At 67.2% G+C, this 24,693-nt stretch carries 25 protein-coding genes, 1 tRNA gene and 1 pseudogene; 13 read left to right on the top strand and 14 right to left on the bottom strand.

Annotated features, from left to right (window positions below):
• The first annotated feature begins 68 nt into the window (after positions 1 to 68).
• The 5 genes from IMZ11_RS31015 (at position 69) to IMZ11_RS31035 (ending at position 3,338) form a co-directional block, all read left to right on the top strand.
• A complete protein-coding gene (locus IMZ11_RS31015) occupies positions 69 to 737 on the top strand; it encodes a DUF899 family protein (RefSeq protein ID WP_228645976.1) in 669 nt (222 codons plus the stop codon).
• Between the two features lie 54 nt (positions 738 to 791).
• Positions 792 to 1,259, top strand: coding sequence for a pyridoxamine 5'-phosphate oxidase family protein (locus IMZ11_RS31020; protein ID WP_228645977.1), 468 nt, complete (start codon positions 792 to 794; stop codon positions 1,257 to 1,259).
• 452 nt (positions 1,260 to 1,711) lie between these two features.
• Complete coding sequence (locus tag IMZ11_RS31025) at positions 1,712 to 2,032, top strand: type II toxin-antitoxin system Phd/YefM family antitoxin (protein WP_228645978.1); 321 nt, start codon at positions 1,712 to 1,714, stop codon at positions 2,030 to 2,032.
• Positions 2,029 to 2,451 (top strand): type II toxin-antitoxin system VapC family toxin, encoded by a 423-nt coding sequence (locus IMZ11_RS31030; protein WP_228645979.1) that lies wholly within the window; start codon positions 2,029 to 2,031, stop codon positions 2,449 to 2,451. Before IMZ11_RS31025 ends, IMZ11_RS31030 begins: the two co-directional genes overlap by 4 nt.
• A gap of 359 nt (positions 2,452 to 2,810) precedes the next feature.
• Positions 2,811 to 3,338 carry an SMI1/KNR4 family protein gene (locus IMZ11_RS31035; RefSeq protein ID WP_228645980.1) on the top strand — a complete coding sequence of 176 codons (528 nt, stop codon included), beginning with the start codon at positions 2,811 to 2,813 and terminating at the stop codon, positions 3,336 to 3,338.
• Positions 3,339 to 3,559: 221 nt separating this feature from the next.
• On the opposite strand, the gene IMZ11_RS31040 is transcribed toward IMZ11_RS31035, so the two are convergent.
• From IMZ11_RS31040 to IMZ11_RS46795, 3 genes and pseudogenes are all read right to left on the bottom strand, one after another.
• The gene (locus IMZ11_RS31040; RefSeq protein ID WP_228645981.1) at positions 3,560 to 3,853 is read right to left on the bottom strand and encodes a hypothetical protein; all 294 of its coding nucleotides are present in this window, start codon (positions 3,851 to 3,853) and stop codon (positions 3,560 to 3,562) included.
• 435 nt (positions 3,854 to 4,288) lie between these two features.
• Positions 4,289 to 4,813 carry a hypothetical protein gene (locus IMZ11_RS31045; protein ID WP_228645982.1) on the bottom strand — a complete coding sequence of 175 codons (525 nt, stop codon included), beginning with the start codon at positions 4,811 to 4,813 and terminating at the stop codon, positions 4,289 to 4,291.
• A gap of 124 nt (positions 4,814 to 4,937) precedes the next feature.
• Positions 4,938 to 5,135: pseudogene (locus tag IMZ11_RS46795) on the bottom strand (hypothetical protein); the annotation flags it as partial.
• On the opposite strand from IMZ11_RS46795, the gene IMZ11_RS31050 reads away from it, so the two are divergent.
• The 3 genes from IMZ11_RS31050 to IMZ11_RS31060 all read left to right on the top strand — a co-directional run bounded on the left by IMZ11_RS31050 (position 5,109) and on the right by IMZ11_RS31060 (position 7,683).
• Complete coding sequence (locus IMZ11_RS31050; protein WP_374463020.1) at positions 5,109 to 5,561, top strand: tyrosine-type recombinase/integrase; 453 nt, start codon at positions 5,109 to 5,111, stop codon at positions 5,559 to 5,561. The pseudogene IMZ11_RS46795 and the gene IMZ11_RS31050 sit on opposite strands and share 27 nt — an antisense overlap.
• 19 nt (positions 5,562 to 5,580) lie before the next feature.
• A complete protein-coding gene (locus IMZ11_RS31055) occupies positions 5,581 to 6,333 on the top strand; it encodes a hypothetical protein (protein ID WP_228645984.1) in 753 nt (250 codons plus the stop codon).
• 384 nt (positions 6,334 to 6,717) lie between these two features.
• Complete coding sequence (locus IMZ11_RS31060) at positions 6,718 to 7,683, top strand: HEAT repeat domain-containing protein (protein WP_228645985.1); 966 nt, start codon at positions 6,718 to 6,720, stop codon at positions 7,681 to 7,683.
• Positions 7,684 to 8,183: 500 nt separating this feature from the next.
• Here IMZ11_RS31060 and IMZ11_RS31065 read toward each other — a convergent pair whose 3' ends face one another.
• From IMZ11_RS31065 to IMZ11_RS31105, 9 genes are all read right to left on the bottom strand, one after another.
• Positions 8,184 to 8,885 (bottom strand): hypothetical protein, encoded by a 702-nt coding sequence (locus IMZ11_RS31065; protein ID WP_228645986.1) that lies wholly within the window; start codon positions 8,883 to 8,885, stop codon positions 8,184 to 8,186.
• A gap of 339 nt (positions 8,886 to 9,224) precedes the next feature.
• A tRNA-Ala gene (locus IMZ11_RS31070) sits at positions 9,225 to 9,297 on the bottom strand.
• Positions 9,298 to 9,565: 268 nt separating this feature from the next.
• Positions 9,566 to 9,721 (bottom strand): hypothetical protein, encoded by a 156-nt coding sequence (locus IMZ11_RS31075; RefSeq protein WP_228645987.1) that lies wholly within the window; start codon positions 9,719 to 9,721, stop codon positions 9,566 to 9,568.
• Between the two features lie 342 nt (positions 9,722 to 10,063).
• Positions 10,064 to 10,558 carry a hypothetical protein gene (locus tag IMZ11_RS31080; RefSeq protein ID WP_228645988.1) on the bottom strand — a complete coding sequence of 165 codons (495 nt, stop codon included), beginning with the start codon at positions 10,556 to 10,558 and terminating at the stop codon, positions 10,064 to 10,066.
• 561 nt (positions 10,559 to 11,119) lie between these two features.
• Complete coding sequence (locus IMZ11_RS31085) at positions 11,120 to 11,839, bottom strand: HAD family hydrolase (RefSeq protein ID WP_228645989.1); 720 nt, start codon at positions 11,837 to 11,839, stop codon at positions 11,120 to 11,122.
• A 39-nt stretch (positions 11,840 to 11,878) separates the two neighbouring features.
• The gene (locus IMZ11_RS31090; RefSeq protein ID WP_211264163.1) at positions 11,879 to 11,998 is read right to left on the bottom strand and encodes a DLW-39 family protein; all 120 of its coding nucleotides are present in this window, start codon (positions 11,996 to 11,998) and stop codon (positions 11,879 to 11,881) included.
• A 287-nt stretch (positions 11,999 to 12,285) separates the two neighbouring features.
• Positions 12,286 to 12,669, bottom strand: coding sequence for an ATP-binding protein (locus IMZ11_RS31095; RefSeq protein ID WP_061256015.1), 384 nt, complete (start codon positions 12,667 to 12,669; stop codon positions 12,286 to 12,288).
• A 119-nt stretch (positions 12,670 to 12,788) separates the two neighbouring features.
• Positions 12,789 to 13,028 (bottom strand): DUF397 domain-containing protein, encoded by a 240-nt coding sequence (locus IMZ11_RS31100; protein ID WP_228645990.1) that lies wholly within the window; start codon positions 13,026 to 13,028, stop codon positions 12,789 to 12,791.
• 279 nt (positions 13,029 to 13,307) lie between these two features.
• A complete protein-coding gene (locus IMZ11_RS31105) occupies positions 13,308 to 13,877 on the bottom strand; it encodes a cysteine hydrolase family protein (RefSeq protein ID WP_061256019.1) in 570 nt (189 codons plus the stop codon).
• A gap of 71 nt (positions 13,878 to 13,948) precedes the next feature.
• On the opposite strand from IMZ11_RS31105, the gene IMZ11_RS31110 reads away from it, so the two are divergent.
• From IMZ11_RS31110 to IMZ11_RS31125, 4 genes are read left to right on the top strand one after another with little or no spacing between them, the layout of a single operon-like run.
• The gene (locus IMZ11_RS31110) at positions 13,949 to 14,902 is read left to right on the top strand and encodes a GlxA family transcriptional regulator (protein WP_228645991.1); all 954 of its coding nucleotides are present in this window, start codon (positions 13,949 to 13,951) and stop codon (positions 14,900 to 14,902) included.
• 29 nt (positions 14,903 to 14,931) lie between these two features.
• On the top strand, positions 14,932 to 16,695 hold the full coding sequence (locus IMZ11_RS31115) for a thiamine pyrophosphate-dependent enzyme (RefSeq protein WP_228645992.1): 1,764 nt from the start codon (positions 14,932 to 14,934) through the stop codon (positions 16,693 to 16,695).
• Positions 16,696 to 16,698: 3 nt separating this feature from the next.
• On the top strand, positions 16,699 to 19,617 hold the full coding sequence (locus tag IMZ11_RS31120; protein WP_228645993.1) for an FAD-binding and (Fe-S)-binding domain-containing protein: 2,919 nt from the start codon (positions 16,699 to 16,701) through the stop codon (positions 19,615 to 19,617).
• Positions 19,614 to 20,720, top strand: a complete 1,107-nt coding sequence (locus IMZ11_RS31125; RefSeq protein ID WP_228645994.1) for an enolase C-terminal domain-like protein — start codon at positions 19,614 to 19,616, stop codon at positions 20,718 to 20,720. Before IMZ11_RS31120 ends, IMZ11_RS31125 begins: the two co-directional genes overlap by 4 nt.
• A gap of 23 nt (positions 20,721 to 20,743) precedes the next feature.
• Here IMZ11_RS31125 and IMZ11_RS31130 read toward each other — a convergent pair whose 3' ends face one another.
• Positions 20,744 to 21,784, bottom strand: a complete 1,041-nt coding sequence (locus tag IMZ11_RS31130) for an SDR family oxidoreductase (protein ID WP_228645995.1) — start codon at positions 21,782 to 21,784, stop codon at positions 20,744 to 20,746.
• Between the two features lie 163 nt (positions 21,785 to 21,947).
• On the opposite strand from IMZ11_RS31130, the gene IMZ11_RS31135 reads away from it, so the two are divergent.
• Positions 21,948 to 22,673 carry a SigB/SigF/SigG family RNA polymerase sigma factor gene (locus IMZ11_RS31135; RefSeq protein ID WP_228645996.1) on the top strand — a complete coding sequence of 242 codons (726 nt, stop codon included), beginning with the start codon at positions 21,948 to 21,950 and terminating at the stop codon, positions 22,671 to 22,673.
• Positions 22,674 to 22,787: 114 nt separating this feature from the next.
• Here the strand turns inward: IMZ11_RS31135 and IMZ11_RS31140 are convergent, their stop codons facing one another.
• Entirely contained in the window at positions 22,788 to 24,341 is a 1,554-nt protein-coding gene (locus IMZ11_RS31140) for a serine protease (protein WP_228645997.1), read from the bottom strand.
• Between the last annotated feature and the right edge of the window lie 352 nt (positions 24,342 to 24,693).

Here is a 24,693-nt window from a genome sequence, read left to right on the forward strand (position 1 = left end):
GGAGACTAACCCCTGCTAGCGTCGTCACCACCATAAGTTCCCTTAAGAGACGCACAGAGGAGCGCGCCGTGAACCGTCCCCCGATCGTGTCGGCACAGGAATGGCAGGCCGCACGCGAGGCACTGCTGGTCAAGGAGAAGGAGCAGACCCGGGCGATGGACGCGCTGGCCGCGGAACGGCGCAGGCTGCCGATGGTTCGCCTCGCCGACGGCTACCGCTACACCGCGCCGGACCGCTCGACGGTCGATCTGCCCGGCCTGTTCGAGGACCACCGCCAGTTGGTGATCTACCACTTCATGCAGACCTCGGGGCAGGACTGGCTGTGCACCGGCTGCGCCACCTTCACCGACAACATCGCCGACCAATCCCACCTCAACGCCCGGAACACCCGGCTGATCCTGATGTCCCGCGCGCCGCAGGACGAAATCGATGTCGTACGGCGGCGGATGGGCTGGACCGTGCCCTGGTACTCAGCCGGCGACGACTTCTACGACGACCTTGGGCTGGGCAACGGTTTCGGGCTGAGCGTGCTGCTACGCGACGGCGCGGAGGTCTTCCGCACCTACTACACCAGCGGCCGCGGGGTCGACCGGCTCCGACTCGACTTCAACCTGCTCGACCTCACGCCCTACGGACGTCAGGAGGAATGGGAGGACTCCCCCGAGGGCTGGCCGCAGTCCCCGACGATGAGCTGGCTCCGGCCGCGCGACGAGTACCCCACCCGGCCGCGGCCGTGACCCCCGCCCGTCCTCGATTTCCACAGTCCCCGACCGCTTGCCCAGGAGGCAGCCATGGCACGAACCCTCACCGCCCCCGAGCGTGAGCACTTCCTCGCCCTGCCGCACGTCGGCGTCCTCAGCGTCGCCGCGAACGACGGCCGGCCCCCGCTCACTGTGCCCGTCTGGTACGCCTACACGCCCGGCGGAAACCTGAACTTCTTCACCGGCAGTCAAGGCCGGGTCGCGCGCAAGACCCGGCTGCTCCAGCGGTCGGGGGCCCTGAGCTTCTGCGTGCAGCAGGCCGAGTTCCCCTACAAATACGTCACGGTCGAGTGCACGGTGGTGGAGGAGGATTGGACGCCCTCGGTCGAGGAGGTGACGGCCATCACCTCCCGTTACCTGCCGCCGGACCTCGCCCGCGCCTTCGCCGAGGCCGAGACGGCCAACCCCGCCGGCACCTTCGTGCTGTTCACCGCGCGTCCCGACCGGTGGCTGAGCTTCGACTTCGCTGATGGCGCGCCTGCCTCGGCCGGAGACTGAGGCGCAGGTGCTCCAGCCCGGAACGCCAGATCCATCCCTCCGCCAACACTTCCGTCACCCCATCGTCAGCAGCGGTCAACCGAAGCCATCAGCGTCCGAATCGCCCCTCCGACAGTCCCCGTCGTGGGCCAGCCGCCATGCACCAGAGGGGCTGCACCGAGGTCATGGTACGAACGCCACTCATCTTGATCGAGGAAGCGGCGTTTTGGCTGGTGGAGCCTAGGAGATTCGAACTCCTGACCTCCTGCTTGCAAATCGGCCTGATCTTCACGGAAAACCGGCGCGACCTGGGCGAAAGGCAGTCCGCGAGCGACTGTGACTGCCCCCTGTTGACCGCCCTTAATGGCCCGCTAATGGCCTGGCGATCAGGCCGCAACCTGCCCCAACAAAGTCGGGTGGCAGAGATGTGCTAACTAGTAGCACCCTGTAGCACCCGGACATAGACTTGAGGGGTGAGCATCTCTGAACCTGACCGCTCCCACCAGATCTCTCAGCGCGACCTGCGTAACCGCTCCGCGGAGATCATGGATGGGCTGGAACGCGGGGAGCGGTACGCCGTCACCCGCAACGGCCACCACATCGGCGATCTGGTCCCTATTCGGCGCCGGCGCCGGGCCGTGTCACGCGCCGAATTCGTGGCGATGTCCCGCGGCATGCCCCGCTTGGACGATCGGAAGTACCGCGAGGACATGGACCGTCACGCCAATGACGATCTCTACGACCCGTACGATCGCGCCTACGGCAGGGGCGAGTTCACAGAGGACGGGGAATGACCCCTAATCAAGGGCTGCTCGACACCAACATCCTCATCCTGCGGGCTGGGATCGACCCGGATGAGCTACCCGACGAGATGATGATCAGCGCCATCACCACCGCGGAGTTGTCGGTCGGCGTGCTGGTGGCGTCCGGACCGCGAGAACTCGCTCAGCGAATGAAGATCCTGCAGGCAGCCGAGGCCGAGTTCGACCCCCTCCCCTTCGACGAGACCGCCGCCCGCGAGTACGGCCAACTCTGGACCGCTGTCATCTCCTCAGGCCGCAACCCACGTCCCCGAACGGCGGATCTCATGATCGCCTGTGTCGCCATCGCGAACCGCCTGCCGCTCTACACATGCAACCCGAAGGACTTCAAAGGGCTGGATCACTTGCTCACAGTGGTTCCGGTTACCCGGCCACAGTGGGATGGCGAGTAAGGAATCTTGTCCCGAAGCCGCTTGTCATAGCCGACGATCCGCCGCTATCGATCGCCGAAATCAAAGCCCAGGCCAGGGGGAATCCCCCTCATCTGGGCTTTCTTATGAGTGGAGCCTAGGAGATTAGAACTCCTGACATCCTGCTTGCAAACGGGAGTCAGTTACCACGTAGGAAGCTCGGCGGCCTGCTCAAGGGGTAGTTCAGGGCCGGTGACGCATGGTGGTGTGAGGCGGGGTTGCTGTACTCCGCTGCTGTACAGCTCTACACCTAGGGATCACCGTGAGCCCCGGGCCGACCAGGGGCCTGCTGAGCGAACAGGTCCTATACAGGCCGGGCTGGACGGGTGTATCTGTATCGGATGCACGACACCTTGGACAAGCTCATCGCTCTGGTACCGCCTCCTACCGAACCGATATTCGGAGAAGCGTCGTGGGAGGCAGTCTTCGCCGAACTCGGTACGCCCCTCCCCGCCGATTTCGTCGCACTGGTCAACCGCTACGGGAGCTGCGACTTCGGAGAGTGGCTGGGAGTTTTGGATCCGCGTATCACGACAGGTGGCGAATCATTTGCGGATGCTGCGCGGTACGTTGGAGATCAGTACCGGGAGTTTCGTACAGACTGGCCGTCGCAATACCCACTCGCGGCCTGGCCAGAGCCAGGTGGCTTCTTGAAGTGGGGAAACACCGTCGATGGTGATTGGATCGGCTGGCTGACAGAGGGCGAACCGGATGCGTGGCCAGTTACTATCTGGCCGCGGCACTACGACCAGGCTACGGCCCTTCAATTGACCTCAACCGAGTTCCTGCTGGAGTGGTTCTCGGGAAACACGTTCGGTCGACCAGAGCTTCCCGACTTGGGCGAAGTGTCTTGTGAGGCGTGGGGGTAGCGACGCCAGTTCGGGCTGCCAGCGGCCCGGGGTCGGTCACAACATCGAGATCTAATCCGCCCCTATGCCTGACCTGCGGCGACTGTGCAGCCCATGCGCTGAGCTGGGCTTTCAGTGTTCGCCGCTTCTCGTCGTTTCGCGCTGCTTTTCGCGCTCATGTGCCCTGGCTGTGCCCTGACCCCTTCGATCGACGCGCGTCAGTCGTTGGGACGATTAGGCAGTTATGTCTCTGCCCTCCGAAGGATCTCGTCCTGTTGTTCCTTCGCGTTCACCACGCCAGCCGCGAACAGCGTGGCGACACCGGCCGCGATCAGCACGATTGCTGGAATCCGGACGAGGTTCCGCACGTCCTTGCAGCCCCTCATCCTGATCGAGATGTCATCGAGTGAGGTGATCCCTGACTCAAAGAATGCTGAGCCGCAGTCTCGCCCGCCCGAAGTAACGGGGAGCACACCAGCGAGCACGCCCGAGCCGATCAGTAGGAACGCAATGAATGCGACCGCCTTGGAAGTCATGCAGTCGTCCCCTTTGCCGACGGGATCCCCATTCACGAAGGATCATGCCATGTCGCCATGAATTGAGGAATCGAGGACCATCGCGACTGTCCATCGAGTGGTGTTTTCCGGCTTGGACGTGAGCGAGCTGCCGCCCGGATACATACCCTTCGTGCCGGATTAGGTCGAGGCCGTGAACGACTCAGCCGAAGACGCATCTTCTAGCGGTCCGATGCCTGCCATCTACTGACCGCTTCCTTATCAGGCAAGGGCAACATCCGTTCGAGCTGATGCCGTGCGCAACTCACCTGCTGCGATTGTCCTTGAGCGTCCAGCAGTGTCCATCGTCGTCCATGGGCGTTGTCACGCAGTCTGTCACTCATCTGAGGGCACATGATCGGTGGACGAATCACCGGAGCGAAGATGGGCCATCGCGTGATCCACCTGCTTGGGCTCTTAATCGAGGACCGCTCGCTGGGCGAAGGGCTCCCAGTGGACAGCGATGAGTCCGCCATACTGCCTGGCCAGTCTGCGGCGCAGATCCTGGTCGAACGTGTTCACTTCCAGAACGACCCGGTTGAGTTCCGCCTCAATCCCCATGGCCAGAGAAGACTCCGTCTCCTCCAACGGCCCGACGTCCATCTCCACCAACGTCTTCAGCTCGGCCTGGCTGTTCTTCACCGGTCTCAGCCGAGGCACGATCCTGAAGCGGACGCTCTTCCCGCTCGACCAGTACGCCCCGGAGGTCGGCGGCGCGGCCAGTTCGCGTCCGCGCGCGGTGACGTATGGAGCGACGAGCCGGTATGGCTCGTGCAGGATGTACGGCGGGGCAAGATCGTGCGGGTAGGTGTCGGCCCGCCGCTGAGCGATCTCCAAGGCGCGATTGAACGGCTCGATGCCCTCGTAGGACCTGAGCAGCACAAGGTCAACCGGTGTGAAGTAGACCTCAACCGCGTCGTTCGTCGCAGGCTGCACGATCACTCGCCCATCTCCTGGAAAGAATGCGGGTGCAGCGGTGACGGCGTAGAGGGCGAAAAGGGTGAAGATCAACCTTAATCGCATGTGCGATGAGTGTACGGCACCTAGGGCGCGTATTCAGTTGTGATCAAGGGATGGTCCGGGTGAGGTCTTTGATCCAGATCATCGCGGCGCGAAGGTGGAGACCGGCGAGGTAGCTTTCAGGGGTCTTGTCGTAGCGGGTGGCGATGCCTCGCCAGGCCTTCAGCTTGTTGATCAGGCGCTCTACGGTGTTCCGCTCCTTGTAGAGATCGGTGTCGTGGCTGACTGGCCGGCCGCCCTTGCTGGGTCGCGGGAGGGGAAACGCACGATCAGTATCCCCTCGGCGATCGTTCCGGCGTTGTTCGAGCATCTCGCCGAATTCGTCGACGAGGCGGAGGACGCGTTCGTCTTTCTCGGCAAGCGGGGCGCGTTCCTGCGCGGCGGCAATTTCCGGCGTGAGGCCAAGTGGGCGAACGCGCTCAAGGAGATGGGGATAACCGGTCTGCACTTCCACGACCTTCGGCACACCGGCAACACGCTTGCCGCGCAGTCAGGGGGGAGCCTCGCCGACCTCAAGGCCCGGATGGGACACGACAGCGACCGGGCGGCACTGATCTACCAGCACGCCACCCGCGACGCTGACCAGAAGATCGCCGACGCGCTGAGCGGTCGCGTTGAGGCCGAGCGCAGAAGAGACGACGGCGACGGGGGAACGGCTCCAGAGAGCTAAGCGACCCCATACTTTGAGTGTGGTGATCAAGGACATGACCGGTTGCCCATCCGATCCGGATTCACTGATCGAAGAGACCGATTGGGCCTCGCTGCAGCATGCCTGCGGACCGGCCGATGACACGCCCTCAGCGCTGACCGACCTTCTTAACGGACCCCCAGACGCCCAGGCCAGAGCTGCTAAGCACCTCGACCATGTGGTGCATCATCAGAACTCTCTCTACACAGCGACAGCCCCAGCGGCTCTGTACGTCGCCGCGATCCTCACCGATTCACCCACCGACATCGCGGTTCCATACGGCAGAGAGGGCCGGCGATGCCGACTGCGCCAAGCACTCCTGGACTGGCTGGGATCTGTGGCGGACGAGGTCGGCAAGGAAGCAGAAACAACACTGGTACGCCTGGGTTTCCCACCCGAGGGTGATCCAGCGTTCGTCCAGGTCCGCGCCATCCGCCCCGCCCTCTTCCAGGGCGTGTCCTCACTTCTCCATAGTCCAGATCCCGTCATACGTGAAGCGGCTCTCGCCGCCGCTGTCCGGCTCCTGGACGCCCCCGAACTCACCCATCATCGAGCAGTTCTCATTCCAATGGTGCGCACATTCCTGGCGACCAGTTCCAACCGGATCTACCGGGCGATTGCGATTGATGGGCTCGACGCGTGGGGTGAGGAGACCACATCGCTGGTCAGGCAGGAAGAGGAACCAGCGCACAACCAAGGCGAATGGGGACGGGATCCGTGGTCCGCAGACGACTTCAGCGGCACCGCCTTTTGATGTCCGGCCGCCTACTGTCGAGCACCAGCGACGACGCGGCGGGCAGCCAGTCCCCGTGCGCTAATGGCCGCTAATGGCCCGAACGCCGCTCCTCTTGATCGAGAAAGCGGCGTTTCGGCTGGTGGAGCCTAGGAGATTCGAACTCCTGACATCCTGCTTGCAAAGACGTATGCCGATCTTGATCGACCTGCGTCGTTGCTGGTCGGACTGCGGGTCGCATTCCCCGCGAGTCCCCGCCATTCCCCCTTGATCACCGCCCGATCGGGCACGCAACGGGCACGCCTTCTGATCCGTAGGTCCCCAAACGATCTCAGCGTCTTTCGAGGCCGCTCTCCCACGCTGCTCGCTGCGGGGTCTCCTGTTCAGAGCCGTTCGGCTCAGTTCATGATCGTCAGCTTGGGTGGCTCCCAAGGCGGCTCCCGAAATGCGGTCGACTTCTCCGACGTCACCTCGACATACTCGTATTTCTTGAGAGCCGTCCCTCTCCTCGCTGCCGGCCAAGAAGGGAAGGACATGTCGACACCATCGATCCCCAGTAGCCGGCTCGCTGAGCTGCTCGACTGGGATGGGACATCCTCTCAAGAGCATTTCGAGGCCATGGACAGGTTGTTCGAATCGATCTCTGACCCTGAAGAGGTCATAGCTCTGGCTCGGGCCTGGTGGGCTGATCCTGATGAGAGGGTGCAGGCGCTCGGGTTCGACCTGCTTGCGGTTCAGGCGCTCAATTTCTGCTGGCACGTTCCGCCCCTGATCGAAGCGGCGGACGCCCTTCCGTTGGACGGGACACATACGTTCGTGCGCGCGGCCGCCGCCCATGCACTCGCCACCATCTGCGACGACGAACGCGTCCTGTTTCCGCTTTTACGCTTCGCTGCCGATCCGGACGCGGATATCCGCTGGCAGGTGGCGCGTGGGATTCCCGTCGGCGTCGATCCGCTTCCCGAGGATGCGGTGCGGGTACTGCTGGCGTTGATGCGTGATCCGGATGCCGGGGTGCGGGATTGGGCCACCATGATGCTGGGCAGTCGCGCCGAGAACGACACCCAGGAGATCCGGGACGCCTTCGTCGAGCGTCTGAACGATCCAGGCGAGAACACGGCTGGTGCGGCCGCGGTGGCACTGGCGATACGGCGTGACCCCCGGGTCCTGCCCACGTTGAAACGCGTGCTCGCCACCCCGGACGTGGGCAACCTCTACGTCGAAGCCGCGGCGGAGCTGGGTGACCCGGAACTTCTGCCACTCCTGGAAAAACTCAAGACCGACGGCTGGCAGGACGATGACGAGCCACGACCCCAAGTCCTTGATCAAGCTCTACAAACATGCGCGTCGCGTCCGACATCGCTCGCCTGATCTCTGCGCCCGCCCGAGCGAGAAATCGGTAACCTGCTCCGGCACGTCCGCCAAACCGCATTAGCAGCTCGGCTCGTGCCCGTCCCGATCCGTTCCACCTGGACCAACACCGCTCGACGGTCCTCTTTGAACGACCTGCTACGGCGGGGAACTGCAACTAAAACTCCAACTAGAACGGGCACGTGACCTGCGCGGACGCGCACACCTCGCCCCCCGCGCATCCCGTATGCCGTCGACCCACCGCGAAGCGGCAACGGGCCGACGACGGAGGGGCAAGCCCGTCTTCGCGTGTACGCCAGCCGGTCGCCGTTCCTCGGCCATTGGACGCCAACGGCCACAGACGGACTTGAGCCGTAGGAGTCGGTCTGCTGGGCTTGCCTGGGGCGGCGGCAGAAGGGATGCGTGGCTCCTACCTCAACCACCTGCGGCCCGCGCTCTCCAGCTCCGTGGCATCCCGGAGCCGGAGTGCCCCGCCGGAGGCGCCTTAACTTAATGCCGGTTCAGTGTCGGCGCCAGATGCGGTGGGTCTCAAGCGCGTCGGAGAGTTTCTGGGCCGCCTCCGGTGAGCTGGCGGAGAAGAATCCGCGCTCCAGGAGCATCGCAGGTGCTGGCCCCCTGATCCAGTTGTCCAGGAGCGCATACCAATCGGTGTCGTGGGCGACGCTGACGGTGAAGTCGTGCATGAGAGACGCCATGTGACGGGCCGCCGCCTCGGTGGTGTTCGATTCCCACTCGGCCAGGTGGGGAGCTAGGTCCAGCTCCAGAGTGTCAGCGATGATTTCGATCATCGTCATGGCGTCGACGTCGCGTGGATAGTGGCTCAGGGTGTGCCGCCACCATGCGTCGATGGTGGCGATGACGGCTTCCTTCTCGGTCATTCTCCAGCTGTGCCACCTGACGCCGAGTCGCAGCATCAAGGAGGGGGCGTGCAGGCCGTCGAGCTCTTCGAGGATGAGTAGCTCCATCAACCGGGGCAGATAGTGCTTGAACTCCTCGACGTCTCCCCATGTGTTCAGGCCATTCCAGGCGTAGGGCTCCAGCGCGGATGCAGTGAGCATCCGAAGTGGTGCGGCACGCGCCGCGCGAACCCGCTCAGCTGACACGCAGTGGACACACACGTCGGTCTTGGCTGGAAGCGGGTACCGGGAGAAGGCCGCGTAGAGAGCGTCAAACGCACGGTCGAGATCAGGCGGCGTGTCCATGCTCGGATGCTATTGCGCGGCGGCTTTCAGCGCCGGGAGCTGTTTTCTGCTCGTTAAGTGCCTTGCCGTACGTAGGGGGAGTCGCTAAGCGGATCAGCAGGTACGTGATAGTTACGCGGTCCGAGCCGCCGGCGGCCGGGACCGGCCCCCAGGCCGCATGCCCGGCCGCCGAGCGGGCGCAGGACCGCGAGGCGGCGCGAAGCGCCGCCCTTGACTCCCTCGCACGAGGACAACTCAAGAGCGGATCGGGCACGCAGCGGGCACGGAAGCCGGAGAAGGCCGAATAAAGATCAAAGCCCAGGTCGGGGAAACTATCCCTCACCTGGGCTTTCTTATGAGTGGAGCCTAGGAGATTCGAACTCCTGACATCCTGCTTGCAAAGCAGGCGCTCTGCCAACTGAGCTAAGGCCCCCTTGAACAAGTCGCTACCTGCGGAAACGCAGATGATCGCGAAACTGTTCGGCATAGACACCGTAGCAACAGCGTAGGCTTCCGCGCCACTCGACCTATCCACACCAACCGGGGACTACCTCACCGCGGTCGACGGTGAGCGCGGCGCGCAGGTCGTCGCCTCGGCGACCGACGAGCGCCAGGCTGGGTTCGCTTTCGCGCCGATCAAGCAGCTCGCGGTCCCGAAGGCGCGTCGGCGAGCGCGCATTCCGGGTCGATCGGGAGCTGGGTCACGAGCTGGCGGCATCTACGGCCCCGCAGCCCCTGTTGGTGTGCCAGGCGACCAGCTTGCGCAGGTGCCTGATCGTGCCGGACGTCGCGCCGATCTCGGCGTGCTGCTTGGCGATGGGCGCGGGGAGATGGTGGGTGGCTGGTAGCGCGTCCATGATCCGTAGCAGCCCCGCCGGCCATGAGGCCAGCGGGGCTGCGGAGCGTCAGCCGTTCGCGGCGCGCCTCTCCCGCAGAATGACGAAGCCGAGCCGGGCGCACTGGGCATCCAGAAGGGCCGCGCCCCTGCGTTTTTGCGCTGGTGCCTTCTCAACGTTCCAGACCGGCATGGTCCCTTCCGGCCTGCCCGCGCTCCTCGCGAACGTCAGGTCGGGAAGAACCACGTCCCCGTGGAACGCGGAAGCCGTTGAAACGGTCTTCCATGCGCTGCGACAACACACCTGCCGGTTTTCACCAGGGCGAGACCGACCGGCTCGGCGGTCTACGGCCGGAGAAGGTGCTTACCTAATCCCGGATGGGAAGGTGATCAGGAAGCCATTGCCTGCGGCGTTGCCGTTGCCGCCGTTGCCGCCGTTGGCGTTGTTGTTGCCGCCGCCGGCGATCGCGCCCCCGTTGCCACCGTTGCCGCCGCGAGCCGCGACGAGCTGGGCGAGGACGTCAGCCGGGATCTCGAAGCCCCGGTTCTCCCTGACCTCACGCTCCCGCCGCTGCTCCGGCTGGCGGATGCGGATGTTGTTGATCACGTGCTGGCGCTGCCTCTGGTGCTGACGCTGGTCGTCGCGTTGGTGCTGGCGGTTGCGGTTGTGGTTGCGGTTCCAGTTACGGTTCCGCTGGCCGCGACCCCAGCCGCCCCCACCCCAGCCGGCGAAGCCGCCCGCCTGAACGACGGACGCGCTCGCCGCGGTGGCCGTGGTGGCGGCGGACAGCGCGACCGCCCCGCCGGTCAACGCGGCGCCGACGGCCAGCAGCCCGACGAGACTCTTGAACTTGGACATAGCGATTCTCCCCCGAAAAGGAATCGATTCCTCTAGACGCTCGAACATCTCCGCCATCCATGCCGAAGAATGCCCCGGATAACCCCCGATATGGCGATTTCCGCACCGTCTGGATCTCCGGAACCACGCAACGACAAACACCGCCATACCGTTCTTAGGCAGCTCTTGTCGTGCCATTGATCAACAGAAGCCCGAGATCGCGGTCTGACCATGATCTGACCGGAGGGTGCACAGCGAGATTCCGCGTGACGCCCGAGGTCGATCGCGCCGTCCGAGGACGCTCCGCACGCCACGGCGAGTGGCTGGCTGTGGTCGGCGTGCGGTCAGTCACGATCGGCGAGAGCGCCTGATCGGCTGATCCTGCGATTTCAGACCGCGTCGGACGGCACCGAAATACAGCGCCTAATTGGGTCGCACACCGTAAATTCAGCGATTCTCGTTGACACACGAAAGGCCAGGACAATAAGGTCCTGGCCGTAAGTCGCACACCGTATGACGTGCGGAGACTTGCAAAGCAGGCGCTCTGCCAACTGAGCTAAGGCCCCGGGTGCTAGGGAAAGCTTACCGGGCGGAAGTAGCAGCGTGGTGCGCGCCGACCCCGCTGCCGGTGAGCAGACCCGGGAACTCCGTGATCGATTCGACGATGTGCGTGGCACCGCCCTCGATGAGACGGTCGCGGCTGTGGCCGGCGGACAACATGCCGGCGATGATCGAGGCGCCCGCGCGCCTGCCGGAGAGCATGTCGTTCTCCGAGTCGCCGAGAACGGCCACCTCTCGTACGTCCTTGATGCCGGCTCGCAGAACGGCGGTGAGGACCATGTCCGGGAAGGGACGTCCCCGTCCGGCGCAGTCCTCGGGGCAGAGAGCGAAGTCGAGTTCACCGGCCCATCCGAGCGTGCCGAGGACACGTCCGAGCGTGGACCTGCTGAACCCCGTGATCAGGGCGATCTTGATGTCGGCCTCGCGGAGCTTTTCCAGCGCCTCGACGGCTTCCGGGAGCGGGAACAGCCCCGTCCTCTCGATGGCTCCCTCGTAGGAGCGCTCGAAGGTCAGGTTGGCCGCCTGCGCCTGAGCCTCGTTGCCGGGGAAGATGCCCTTGAAGACCTCGATCGTCGGGCATCCCCGGGACCTGTGCACGTGCACCATGGCGCGTGCGTACGCACTGGTCCCGGGGACGATGCCCTGAGTGGCGATCGCCTCAGCGAACGCCCGCTCCACCATGGCGATGTCGCCGATCGTGGTGCCGGCCAGATCAAGACAGGCCAGCCTCACGGGTGTCATGCCCGTTCCTTCCCCACGATCAAGGTCCATCCCCGGTGGTCAGTTCTCGCTGCCGGTGGCCTCAGTCCACAGGTCCAGCTCGGCGCGGTCCGCCTGCACCTTGCGCCAGACGAGCAGTCCCCCAAGAGCGACCAGCGCGAGAACGAGCAGCTTCTTCACGGTGTGACCCCACTTCTATGACGGTCTCACCTGCCGGGTGAGACAACGCCCGGTTCTACGGTTCCCTGCAGCCTAGCAAGGGATCGGCGTTCAGCCCTGCTCACGATAGAACCGGTTGGACCCAATCAAAGGGCCGACCGGCCCATATAGCAGGCCGCGCGACTGGCGACGCGCGGTGTACTACGTCAGATTTCCCAGGTCACAGGCTCGCTAATCCCGGGAGGACGAGCGGAACACCTGGGCTTTCGGACAACCATCGCCGACTCCGCTCTGAGCAAAAACGATTCTCAGGGGATGGCGGCCGAGAGGAGGACGGTCGTACCATCCGGTCCGGTCCGGATGGTGACGTCCGCGAGGCGGTGCATCAGCCAGATCCCGCGGCCGCCGAAATCGAACCGGGCCATGCGCTTGCGATGCAGCGTCCTGTCCGGGATCCCGGGGCCGCTGTCGGTGACCTCGCAGCGGAGCAGGCCGGGTTCTCGCCACATGGCGATCCCCCTGGGCGCGATGCCGTACCGGACCGCGTTGGTGACCGCCTCGTGGACGGCGAGAACGAAGTCCTCCAGCGCCATGCCCACCAGACCGGCGTTGCGCGCCGACTCGGTGACCATGTGCCGGACCAGGGTGATCGCGCTGCGGTCGAACTCCAGGCTCAGCAGGGTGCCCGACACATCATCACCGCCTCTTGCGTCTGCCGCGCTCGTCTCCCTCGCTCCTCACTTCTACTTACCGCCGATGCGGGACTGACACGTCTTGCCGCCAATTCGCGGGGGAAAGCACGCGGGAAGGCTCAGCCGCCGACGAGATCGTCGAACTCTCCCGCCTTGACCGCGTGGGCGAACAAGCGCAGGTCAGAGGCGGAGTAGATCAGCGCGGGCCCCTCGGGATGCCGCGAGTTCCGCATCGCCACGCTCCCGTCGGGGAGTGGTGCGAGCTCGACGCAGTTGCCGTTCGGGTTGCTGTGCCGGCTCTTGCGCCACGGAACGTCGCCCAGCTCGGCGGACGGCATCCCGTTGTAGACCTCGGTCATCCATGCCTCACTCTCTCTTGATCATGGGCAAGAATACGACCCTTTACGTTTGCACGTGCATCCGTACATGCATATGTAAATTCGCGACCTATACCGAATGGGCAGGGCAGAGAGGTCTCGCCGTACGGCCGGCGTGAGATGCGCGCGGATCACGACAAGAACGGCCGTCGGCAGCACTCCGATGCCGACGGCCAGGGGGAGAGCTCGGGCGATCGTCATCGCCCGACCGATCATCGCGTGACGATCTGGACGGTGTAGCAGGCCGGCTAGAACACCGTCCTAGGTGAGGTCGCTCGTACGGAGGACGGTGGCGAAGCGCCCGTGATGGAGGCTCGCCGCGGTGGCCCGGGTGAGCTCCTCGGCGGTGACCACCTCGCCGTCCGGCCCGACGGCGTCGAAGGTGTGCATCGCGTCGATGGGATAGAGCACGTCGAAGCCGAGGTTTCCGCCCATCCGGGCGGTGGTCTCGTTGCACATGTTGGTCTGGATCCCGGCGATGACGATCTGGCCGACGCCGTGTCCGCGCAGCCAGCCGGCGAGGTCCGGAGTGCCGTAGAACGCCGAGTTGACCGTCTTGCTGACGAACAGGTCCGCCTCGGCGCCGCCCATCGCCTCGGCGACGACGTCCTTGAACTCGTTGCCCGGCGTTCCCGGCAGCAGGGGCGAACCCGGCTGCGCCGAGTCGTGCCGCACGAGCACGATCGGCCGCCCGGCGGCCCGCCAGGCGCGGATCAGCGCGCCGATGTTCTCCTCGGCGGCGGGGTTGCCCCTGCGCCCCCAATACGGATGCTCGAAGCCCTTCTGCACGTCGATGACGATCAGGGCGGCGTTGTGGTCGATCTCTCGCATGGCCCAAGCCTGATCCCTGCCCCGCCACGACCGTGAGTGGCAGGAATGTCATCCTGCGATAGTTTCCTGCCATGTTCACCGTGGCGACGCTTCTGTACGACGATGTCCGGGCCTTCGACTTCGGGGTGATCAGCGAGGTCTGGGGGATGGACCGCGTGAGCGGCGGCCTGCCCGGCTTCGAGCTGCGCCGGTGCTCGGCGGGCGCGCGGCCGGTCCGGATGTTCCCCGGTGCGACGGTGTCGGCCACCCACGACCTGGACGGGCTCGACGGCGCCGACCTGGTCGTGGTCCCCGGCCGGGACACCCCTTTCGCCCCGGTCGAGCCCGCGGTGCTCGACGCCCTGCGCGGGGCGCACGCGCGCGGAGTCCCGATCGGATCGCTCTGCGCGGGTGCGTTCGTCCTCGCCGCGGCCGGGCTGCTGGACGGGCGCGGAGCGGTGACGCACTGGGCGCTCGCCGACCGGCTCGCCGCCGACCATCCGGAGGTACGCGTCGAACCGGACGTGCTGTTCACTGAGGACCGGGGCATCTGGACCGGCGCGGGCACCGTGGGCGGCGTCGACCTCTGCCTCGAGCTCGTACGGCGGTCGCACGGCGCGAGGGTGGCCAACGCCATCGCCCGCCGCATGGTCACCGCGGCACATCGGACCGGCGGGCAGGCGCAGTTCATCGAGCGCCCGATCCCACCGGTCACCACGACGAGGTCGGCGCTCACCGAGACCATGGACTGGGCGAGGAGCCACCTCGACCTGCCCCTGACCGTCGCGGAACTGGCCAGGCGGGCCCGGTCGGCGCCGCGCACGTTCGCCCGGCACTTCACCGAGGCGACCGGGACGACCCCGGCACGCTGGCTCGTCGCGCAGCGGATCGCCGAGGCGCAACGCCTACTGGAGACCGAAGACCTGTCCGTGGAGCAGATCGCCGCCAGGTGCGGCTTCGGGACCACCACGATGCTGCGCCGCCACTTCCTCCGCGCGGTCGGGACCACTCCCACGGCGTACCGGCGAACCTTCGCGCGGGTATGACCTGACCCACCCGGGGTAATTGCGGGCCCATGGCTCGCATAGCGTCGGAGTCCCTGATCGAACGGCTGGCCGCCTGGGGCGTTGACACGGTCTTCGGCCTGCCCGGCGACGGCATCAACGGGATCATGGAAGGACTGAGACGCCACCAGGACAAGGTGCGTTTCCTCCTCGTCCACCACGAGGAGGCAGCGGCCTTCATGGCCACCGGCCACGCGAAGGCCACCGGCCGGATCGGCGTCTGTCTGGCGACCTCGGGCCCCGGCGGCGTCCACCTGCTCAACGGCCTGTACGACGCGAAGCTCGACCACGTGCCCGTGCTGGCCATCACCGGGATGCAGGAGACCTCCGTGCTCGGCACCGGCTACCAGCAGGAGGTGCACCTGGAGCGCCTGTACGAGGACGTCGCGGTCTACAACGAGATGATCTACAACCCGGTGCAGCTTCCCGCGCTGGTGGACATCGCGATCAGGACGGCATACGCGCGGCGCGGGGTGGCCCACCTCACCGTGCCGAACGACATCCAGGTCGCGCCCGCGGACGCGGATCCCTGGGAGCATGTGGCGCCGGCCCGGCCGCCAGAGACCGCGCCCGTCTATCTCAAACCTCCGGCCCGGCCGCGCGAGGCCGATCTGGAGCAGGCCGCGGCCGTGCTGAACTCCGCCGAACGACCCGCGATGCTGGTCGGCGCGGGCGCGCTGCACGCGCGCGAGGAGGTCATCGCCACCGCGGAACGGCTCGGGGCGCCGGTGATCAAGACGCTCCCGGGCAAGGCGGTGATCCCGGACGACTCGCCGTACACGACGGGCGGGATCGGGCTGCTCGGCACGCGGCCGAGCGAGGAGTTGGTCGACGACGTGGACGTGCTGTTCATGGTCGGCACGAACTTCCCCTACACCAAGCACCTGCCGCCCCCGGGAAAGGTCAAGGTGGTACAGCTGGAGGTGGACCCGTCGCGGGCGGGCGTCCGCATCCCCACCGACGTGCCGGTCATCGGCGACGCGAAGGAGGGGCTCCGGGCACTGTTGCCGTTACTCACCCCGCACGATCACGCTCATCTCCAGAAATATCGGGAGAAGATGAGGTCCTGGCGGTCGGACATGGAGGCGCTGGAGAACCCGAAGCGGGACCCGATCGCCCCGCAGTACCTCATGTCGGTCATCGACGACCTCGCGACCGACGACGCCGTCCTCACCTGCGACAGCGGCACCATCGCCACCTGGGCGGCCCGGCACTGGACGATCAGGGGGAACCGGGGCTTCTACCTGTCCGGCAACCTCGCCACGATGGCGCCCGGCCTGCCGTACGCGGTGGCGATGCAGCACGCCTTCCCGGGACGCCAGGTGATCGCCTTCGTCGGCGACGGCGGGTTCGCCATGCTGATGGCCGAGTTCCTCACCGCCGCGCAGCACGGCCTGCCGGTCAAGGTCGTGATCAACAACAACAACGCGCTGGGCCAGATCCTGTGGGAGCAGATCGTGCTCGGCTACCCGGAGCACGGGGTGCGGTTCGACGAGCCGTGGCCCGACTTCTCGGTGTGGGCCCGCGCCTGCCACGGCTTCGGGGCGAAGGTGACCAAGGCCGCCGACCTGCCCGAGGCCGTCTCGCAGGCGCTGGCGCACGACGGCCCGGCGCTGGTGGACGTGGACGTCGACCCGAACGAGCCGCCCATGCCGGGCAAGGTGACCTACCAGCAGGCCAGGAAGTTCGCCGAGGCGTTCCTTCGTGGCCAACCGCACAAGGTGTCGATCGCCACCACCCTGTTCAAGGACCGCATCCAGCAGATGGGCGACTAGATCATGGCTTCCCGCAACCTTCTGCTCGAACGCGAGCTGCGCCGCCGCGTGGACGGCGAGGTCAGGTTCGACGACGGCAGCCGCGCGATGTACTCCACGGACGCGAGCAACTACCGCCAGGTGCCGACCGGCGTCGTCGTCCCTCGTACGGTCGACGCCGCCGTGGAGGCGGTGGCGGTGTGCCGTGAACAGGACGTTCCCGTACTGTCCCGCGGCGGGGGCACGAGCCTCGCCGGGCAGTGCTGCAACGCCGCCGTCGTGATCGACTGGTCCAAGTACTGCCGCCGCGTCGTCCAGATCGACCCGGAGAGCAGGACGGCGATCGTGGAGCCGGGCATCGTGCTGGACGTGCTCAACGCGCGGGCCCACGAGTACGGACTCATGGTCGGGCCGAGGCCCGCGACGCACGACCACTGCACGATCGGCGGGATGCTGGGCAACAACTCCTGCGGTTCGACCGCCCAGGCGTACGGCAAGATGTCCGACAACGTGCTCGGCCTCGACGTGCTGACGTACGGCGGCGCCCGGTTCTGGGCCGGTCCCGGGGGCGGGGACGGCCTGCCGTACGAGATGAAGGCGCGGCTGCGCGATCTGGCGGAGCGCTACGGCGAGGAGATCCGGCGGCGGTTCCCCGACATCCCGCGCCGGGTCTCGGGCTACAACCTGGACGCGCTCCTGCCCGAGAACGGGTTCGACCTGGCGAACGCCCTGGTCGGCTCCGAGTCGACCCTGGTCACGATCCTGCGGGCGCGGTTGCGGCTGGTGGAGGAGCCCAAGGCCCGCGCGCTCGTCGTCTTCGGCTATCCCTCGATCTTCGAGGCGGCCGATGCCGTGCCGACCATCCTGCCGCACCGCCCGCTCGCCCTCGAAGGGGTGGACGACAAGCTGGTCAGCTTCGAGAAGCGCAAGCACCTCAACGCCGAGGCGCTGCGGCTGCTGCCCGAGGGCGCGGGCTGGCTGATCGTGCAGTTCGGCGGGGACACCGAGGAGGAGGCGCACGACAAGGCGCAGGCACTCGCGGACGAGCTCGGGCACGCGGTGCGGTACTTCGACGACCCGGCGCACGAGGACGAGCTCTGGCAGGTACGCGAGGCCGGGCTGGGCGCCACGGCCTGGGTGCCGTTGGAGCACGACACCTGGCCCGGCTGGGAGGACTCCGCGGTCGCCCCGGAGAGCCTCGGCTCCTATCTGCGCGACCTGCACCGGCTCCAGGAGGAGTACGGCTACGCCGAGGCGTCGGCGCTCTACGGCCACTTCGGGCACGGATGCCTGCACACGCGGATCTCCTTCGACCTGGTCACCGCGGATGGGATCAGGAAATATCGGGAGTTCGTGGAACGGGCGGCCGACCTCGTCGTCTCCTACAACGGGTCGCTGTCGGGGGAGCACGGCGACGGCCAGGCCCGTGGCGAGCTGTGGCCGACGATGTTCGGACCCGACCTGATGCCGGCCTTCGCCGAGTTCAAGGCCGTCTTCGACCCGCGCGAGCGGATGAACCCCGGCAAGCTGGTCCGCCTCTCGGGTGCGCCGCCGTACCGGCTGGACGAGAACCTGCGCCTGGGCGCGGACTACGCCCCGGCCGACCCGGAGACGCACTTCGCCTATCCCCAGGATCACGGCTCCTTCGCCCGCGCGGCGCTGCGGTGCGTGGGCGTCGGCAAGTGCCGCCACGAGGCGGGCGGGGTCATGTGCCCGAGCTACCGGGCCACCCGCGAGGAGAAGCACTCCACCCGGGGCCGGGCGCGGCTGCTGTTCGAGATGCTCGACGGCAGTGTGATCACCGACGGGTGGCGGTCCGACGCGGTCGCGGACGCCCTCGACCTGTGCCTCGCGTGCAAGGGCTGCAAGAGCGACTGCCCGGTCAACGTGGACATGGCGACCTACAAGGCCGAGTTCCTGTCCCACCACTACGCCGGCCGGCTGCGCCCGCGCGCCCACTACTCGATGGGGTGGCTGCCCGCGTGGGCGCGGCTCGCCGCTCTCGCCCCCGGCCTGGTCAACCTCGCCGCCCGGACACCGTCCCTCGACGCCCTGATCAAACGGCTCGGCGGCATCGCGCCGGAGCGGGCGCTCCCGGCCTTCGCCCCCGCCCGGTTCAGCCGCGCGTTCCGCCGCCACGTGCCGATCGGCGACGGTCACAGGGGTGAGGTGCTGCTGTGGCCGGACACCTTCACCGACAACTTCCATCCCGGTGTCGCCGTCGCCGCGGTCCGGGTCCTCGAACGGGCCGGGTTCTCCGTACGGCTCCCTCGCGCGGCGGTGTGCTGCGGCCTGACCTGGATCTCCACCGGGCAGCTCGGCGTCGCCCGCAGAGTGATCGAGCGGACGTCGCGGGTGCTGCGCGAGGAGATCAGGGCCGGCATCCCGGTGGTGGGGCTGGAACCCTCGTGCACGGCCGTGTTCCGGTCGGACGCGCCCGACCTGATGCCCCACGACCTGGACGTACGGCGGCTGCGCGACCAGACGCGCACTCTCGCCGAGCTGCTGGACGAGCACGGCGTCGAGCCGCCTCCGCTGGACCGCGAGATCGTCGCCCAGCCCCACTGCCACCAACACGCGATCATGCGGTTCGACGCCGACCGGAGGCTGCTGGAGGCGGCCGGGGCACGGCTGACCGTGCTCGACGCCGGATGTTGCGGCCTGGCCGGGAACTTCGGCTTCGAGGACAGCCACTTCGCCGTCTCGATGGCCTGCGCGGAGGACGCCCTGCTGCCCGCGCTCCGCGCCGCCCCGGAGGACGCGCTCGTCCTCGCCGACGGGTTCAGCTGCCGGACCCAGATCGAGCAGGCGGGCATCGGGCGGCGGCCGGTCCACCTGGCCGAGGCCCTGGACGAGGCGTGGCGTGCCGCCGTGTCCGGCGCGCTCCCGCGCCAGGCGCGGCGGGCCCCCGTACCCGTCGATCGGACCACCAGAACGCGATGACGCCGATCCGCGGCCTCACCGCCACCGCCTACACCGTGCCGACGGACCTGCCGGAGGCCGACGGGACGCTGGCCTGGGACCGTACGACGCTGGTCCTGGTCCGGGCCACCGGCGGCGGGCAGACCGGCCTCGGCTGGACGTACGGCTCCGCCGCCTGCGCGGCGATCGCCCGCGACGACCTCGCGCCCGTGGTGCGCGGGCGCAGCGCGCTCGACGTTCCCGCGGCGTTCGAGGCGATGGCGCGCCAGGTGCGCAACATCGGCCGGGCGGGCGCGGCCGGGTACGCCATGTCGGCGATCGAGACGGCGCTGTGGGACCTGAAGGCGCGGCTGCTCGGCGTGCCGCTCTGCGCGCTGTTCGGCCAGGCGTCGGACGGGGTGCGCGTCTACGGCAGTGGCGGCTTCACCACCTATCCACACGCGCTGCTGGCCGAGCAGCTCGGCGGGTGGGTGCACGACCGGGGGATCCCGCGCGTGAAGATCAAGATCGGGGAGAGCCGGGGCACGCGGGAGGAACGGGACCTGCACCGGGTACGGCAGGCCCGCGACGCCATCGGCTCGTACGCCGAGCTGTACGTGGACGCCAACGGCGCCTACACGGCCAAGCAGGCGATCCGGATGGCCCGTGCCATGGACGAGTGGGATGTCCGCTGGTTCGAGGAGCCCGTCTCCTCCGACGACGTCCGGGGGATGCGCCGGGTCCGTGACGCCGTGCGGGCCGATGTCGCGGCGGGGGAGTACGGGTGCGACCTGTACTACTTCCGGCGGCTGGTCCGGGTGGTCGACTGCCTGCAGATCGACGTCACCCGCTGCGGCGGCATCCTGGAGTGGCGAAGGGCCGCCGCCGTCGCCGCGGCGCGCGGCCTGGAGGTGTCCGGCCACTGCGCCCCGCAGCTGCACCTGCACGCCGCGCTGGCCACGCCGAACGTGCGCCATCTGGAGTGGTTCCACGACCACGTCAGGATCGAGTCGATGTTCTTCGACGGCTTCCGCGAGCCGGTTGAGGGTGTGCTGCGACCCGATCTGTCCCGTCCCGGCCTCGGTCTCGATCTGCGTGAGGCGGACGTGGAGAGGTTCCGTACGTACGGCGGCGTGGGCGACTGAGCCGCTCCGGGTGGAACCGTGGATCACGCTGTGATGCGGCCTCCGGCCCGGGTTCTGACCAGCGCGGTGAGCGCCCCGGCGACCAGCCCGGCGCCGAAGGCCGCGACGGTCACGGCTTCGCGGTGCCGCGACAGCCACGCCTCCGCGCTGGTCGCGCGGGCGCGGGAGTCGAAGCGGCCGTGCGCGCCGAAGTCGTGCCCGTCCTTGCCGTCCGCGGCCTCCCACAGGTTGACCGGGCCGCCCGGATCGTACGGCTCGTCGGTCTGCTGGGAGGAGAAGCCGGTCCTGCCCAGATAGCGGTCGATCAGCGCGGGGGCGACCTTGTTGGCCAGCAGCGTGACGGCGGTCGAGGCGCCCACCCAGAACTCCTTGCGCCGGGGATGTCCGGCGGCGAAGACCACGGTCCTGGCCGCCACCTCCGGCTGGTAGATGGGCGGCACCGGCTGCGGCCGGTTCGGCAGCCGGGAGAGCACCCAGTCGAACTGCGGCGTGTTCATGGCGGGCAGCTGCACCATCGTCACGTGTACGGCGCTGCGCCGATGCAGCAACTCGCACCGCAACGACTCGGTGAATCCCTTGATCGCGTGCTTCGCGCCGCAGTAGCCCGACTGCAACGGGATGGCCCGGTAGGCGAGGGCCGAGCCGACCTGCACGATCGTGCCGTGGTTCCTCGGCAACATCCGGTCCAGGGCCGCCCGGGTGCCGAAGACGTAACCGAGGTAGGTCACCTCGGTCACCCGGCGGAACTCGTCGGGCGATATCTGGTTGAAGGGCGCGAAAACCCCTACGAACGCGACATTCACCCACACGTCGATGGGACCGAGCTCCTCCTCCACCCGACGCGCGGCGTCCTCCACCTCACGGTGGTCGGCCACGTCGACGGGGATCACCATGGCCCGGCCTCCGGCCGCCTCGACCTCCTCGGCGGCGGCGGCGAGACCCGCCTCGCCGCGCGCGAGCAGCGCCACCGAGTCGCCGCGCGCGCCGAACGCGCGGGCCGTCGCGCGGCCCACACCGGCGCTCGCCCCCGTGACCACGACCACCCGAGACCTTCTGCGCGCCATGTCCCTCACCTCCTGGTCCGGCCGCTACCCGGGGAAGGCGGCCCCATACGGGCGAGATGGATAATGCAAGGACAGCGCGACGGGGGGCGTGATGCCCGATTCATTCAGCTCTGCCGCACGAGACTCTGCCGCACGCGAGTGGCACGATCCCGCAGAAAGACGGATGTTCGAGCGCCTCGCGGAGCTACCGCCAGGCCATTCACGCCGGGAGATACTCCGCCAGGAGCTCGCCCGCCGCCATCAGGGACTCGTCGAGGCGCTCGCCCGGAGGTTCACCTACCGCGGAGAGCCGGTGGAGGACCTGGTCCAGTCGGGGAACGTCGGCCTGGTCAAGGCCATCGACAGGTTCGACCTGAGCCGGGGGAACGTCTTCACCGCGTACGCCGTACCGATGATCCTGGGGGAGATCCGCCGGCACTTCCGGGACGCGGGCTGGGCGGTCCACGTGCCCAGGCGGGCGCAGAACCTGAAGATCCTCGTGCACGAGGCGGTGGACTCCCTGACCCAGCGGCTCGGCCGCCGCCCCACGTCCGCCGAGCTGGCCGCCGCTCTCGGCGTGAGCGTCGAGGAGGCCGACGAGGGCATGGCGGCCGACAGCGTGTACAGCTGCCTGTCCCTCGACCTGATGATCAGTGAGGACGCTGAACGGCCGGATACCTCCCATATCGCCACGGAAGACGGCGAACTGGATCTGATCGTGGACCGGGAGTCGTTGCGGCCGCTGCTCGCGGACCTGCCCGACCGGGAGCGTACCGTCCTGCTGATGCGCTTCTACGGAAACCACACCCAGTCGGAGATCGCCTGCGAGCTGGGCGTGTCCCAGGTGCACGTGTCCCGGCTGGAGTCGCGGGCCTGCTCCCGGCTGCGCGAACGGCTCGGCCCCGGCTGACCGAACGACACGGCCCACGCCCGCGCCACCGGATGTTGTCCGGATGAGACCGAATCGGGGCCCGGCGTTCGCAGCCGGACCCCGATCGGCATCCCTTTTCCCGCAGGAGCGGTCTTAGATGATCGAGCCGGACCAGACGTTCGCGGCCTTCTTGTAGACGCCGTACGTCTCACCGTCGAAGTACGGGGACATGCTGGTGTCGATGCGCTTGTTGCCGTCACGGTCCGCGACGGCGATGGTCACGCCGTTCAGGTAGCCGAGGCGGCGGCTGTTCTTGTAGTTGAGCAGCCACGCGGAGCCCAGCGAGCCCTCGCCGGTGAAGGACGACTTGACGCCGAGGAGCTCCTCGCCCTTGATGGCCGGGGCCTTGGCGGCGAAGGTCTTGCCGTACGACCACTTGAGCGTCTGACCCGTGTAGGCGTGGTTGCCGTCCGGGTGGGAGCCGCTCGGGTAGCCGAAGACGTAGACGTTCTTGCCGACCTTCTGGTTGTAGGCCAGGCCCTGCCCGCCCACGTTGTCGCCCAGGCGACCGGCGTCGGAGACGCTACGGACGTAGTAGTGGTCCTTGTAGTACTTCTCCTGGCTGGAGGTCTTGATCCACTTCTTGACGAAGTACTGCTTCTTGTACGCCTCGGCGAAGCGCTTGCCGCGCGTCACCTTGAGGTCGCCCAGGAAGTTCTTGTCCTTCTTGAGCTTGTGGTACTCGATCCAGGAGATGCGGGTCCACTGGTCGCTGCTGTTACCGCACCAGGAGGGGCACTTCTCGCCGTTCTTCATGGCGTCGGTGCCGTTGGGGGCGGCCTTGTAGTCGGCGGCCTTGACCTCGACGGCGGTCAGCTTGATGCCGTCGATGCCCTTGGTGTAGTACTCCTCGTGCTTGGCGTGGCCGTCGGCCGGCGGGTCGACCTGCACGCTCTCGGGGTCGAGGACCTTCTTCCAGTACGGCCCGCCCTCGGTGTACTTCGCGGCGAACTCGGAGGCGCTGACCTCCTCGGAGATGGTCTGCTTGTCACCGGTGTAGGCGTCGTAGGTCTTCTTGTCGACTTCCTTGTCGCCCGCGAGCTTGATGCCGTTGTAGACGGTGACGAACGCGTAGTCGCGGTCGCCGTCCTCGTAGACGTCGAAGTCGTAGTGCGTGAACGCCTGCTTGCCGACGTAGATGCCCCACGGGGTCTTGCCCTGGTAGTAACCGGGCACGAAGACCCACTTGTCCAGGGTGGCCTTGTTGCTCACGGTGTCGTACACGCAGTGCCCGGCCGTGGCGACCAGGTTGCGGTAGTTCGACTGCACGGAGGTGGCGGTGCACCAGTGCGCCTTGCCGTCAGCGCCGAGGAAGAACACCTTGCCGGTGGTCTTCGGGAGGTTGACGTTCTTGGACGTCGAGGACGACTTCTTCTCGTCCCCGATGGCGGGAACCGTACCGGCCTTGCTGCTCGCGGACGGTCCGCCGGTGGAGATGTGCTTGGCCGAGACCGTGGTCTCGACGTTGTACGGCGTGGCCTGCTTCAGCATCTGCGCCGACCAGAAGAAGGCGACCTGCTGTGCGGCCTGTGAGGTGCCGGCCAGCGTCTCCTTGACGCTGTAGCTGCCTGCCTGGGCCGGGGTGGCCACCAGGCCGGCGGCCAGGAGGCCGGTGAGGGTTCCGCCGATGGCGAGGGTGCGCTTCAAGGGAAAAGCTCCTTGCGCTGTCGTGGGACGTCATCTGCGTCCCATCCGTCAGTTAAGGACAGGTCAAGAACCTACAAGCCACACCAACTGTCCGTAAGGCCGTTTGAGGGCATCGTTTTCCCAGGTCGGACGAGTGACCGTTTCGTTACCTAAAAGACGATCAGATCGAGATAATGGCGTTTGCGCAGGTCAAACGCGATATCTGGCCATGCGGCCTGACCCGTCCGAATCACCCCAGTCAAGGGGAAATGTGTGATGTGAATCACATCGAGAAGATGGCACGGATTTCGGATTGGAACCGTCTAAGTTCGCTCGCATCGCCGACCCGACCCGACCCGACCCGACCCGACCC

The organism is Microtetraspora sp. AC03309, assembly GCF_020826795.1.
Taxonomy (GTDB): Bacteria; Actinomycetota; Actinomycetes; order Streptosporangiales; family Streptosporangiaceae; genus Microtetraspora; species Microtetraspora glauca.

What these genes read in the sequence shown, in the direction of transcription:
- IMZ11_RS31080 (WP_228645988.1), bottom strand. Translation starts at nt 10,558, where the DNA reads ATGTCCAAGTTCAAGAGTCTCGTCGGGCTGCTGGCCGTCGGCGCCGCG.
- IMZ11_RS31085 (WP_228645989.1), bottom strand. Translation starts at nt 11,839, where the DNA reads ATGACACCCGTGAGGCTGGCCTGTCTTGATCTGGCCGGCACCACGATC.
- IMZ11_RS31075 (WP_228645987.1), bottom strand. Translation starts at nt 9,721, where the DNA reads ATGGACGCGCTACCAGCCACCCACCATCTCCCCGCGCCCATCGCCAAG.
- IMZ11_RS31065 (WP_228645986.1), bottom strand. Translation starts at nt 8,885, where the DNA reads ATGGACACGCCGCCTGATCTCGACCGTGCGTTTGACGCTCTCTACGCG.
- IMZ11_RS31030 (WP_228645979.1), top strand. Translation starts at nt 2,029, where the DNA reads ATGACCCCTAATCAAGGGCTGCTCGACACCAACATCCTCATCCTGCGG.
- IMZ11_RS31120 (WP_228645993.1), top strand. Translation starts at nt 16,699, where the DNA reads ATGGCTTCCCGCAACCTTCTGCTCGAACGCGAGCTGCGCCGCCGCGTG.
- IMZ11_RS31125 (WP_228645994.1), top strand. Translation starts at nt 19,614, where the DNA reads ATGACGCCGATCCGCGGCCTCACCGCCACCGCCTACACCGTGCCGACG.
- IMZ11_RS31020 (WP_228645977.1), top strand. Translation starts at nt 792, where the DNA reads ATGGCACGAACCCTCACCGCCCCCGAGCGTGAGCACTTCCTCGCCCTG.
- IMZ11_RS31110 (WP_228645991.1), top strand. Translation starts at nt 13,949, where the DNA reads ATGTTCACCGTGGCGACGCTTCTGTACGACGATGTCCGGGCCTTCGAC.
- IMZ11_RS31135 (WP_228645996.1), top strand. Translation starts at nt 21,948, where the DNA reads ATGTTCGAGCGCCTCGCGGAGCTACCGCCAGGCCATTCACGCCGGGAG.
- IMZ11_RS31060 (WP_228645985.1), top strand. Translation starts at nt 6,718, where the DNA reads ATGATCGTCAGCTTGGGTGGCTCCCAAGGCGGCTCCCGAAATGCGGTC.
- IMZ11_RS31035 (WP_228645980.1), top strand. Translation starts at nt 2,811, where the DNA reads ATGCACGACACCTTGGACAAGCTCATCGCTCTGGTACCGCCTCCTACC.
- IMZ11_RS31130 (WP_228645995.1), bottom strand. Translation starts at nt 21,784, where the DNA reads ATGGCGCGCAGAAGGTCTCGGGTGGTCGTGGTCACGGGGGCGAGCGCC.
- IMZ11_RS31100 (WP_228645990.1), bottom strand. Translation starts at nt 13,028, where the DNA reads ATGACCGAGGTCTACAACGGGATGCCGTCCGCCGAGCTGGGCGACGTT.
- IMZ11_RS31105 (WP_061256019.1), bottom strand. Translation starts at nt 13,877, where the DNA reads ATGCGAGAGATCGACCACAACGCCGCCCTGATCGTCATCGACGTGCAG.
- IMZ11_RS31115 (WP_228645992.1), top strand. Translation starts at nt 14,932, where the DNA reads ATGGCTCGCATAGCGTCGGAGTCCCTGATCGAACGGCTGGCCGCCTGG.
- IMZ11_RS31040 (WP_228645981.1), bottom strand. Translation starts at nt 3,853, where the DNA reads ATGACTTCCAAGGCGGTCGCATTCATTGCGTTCCTACTGATCGGCTCG.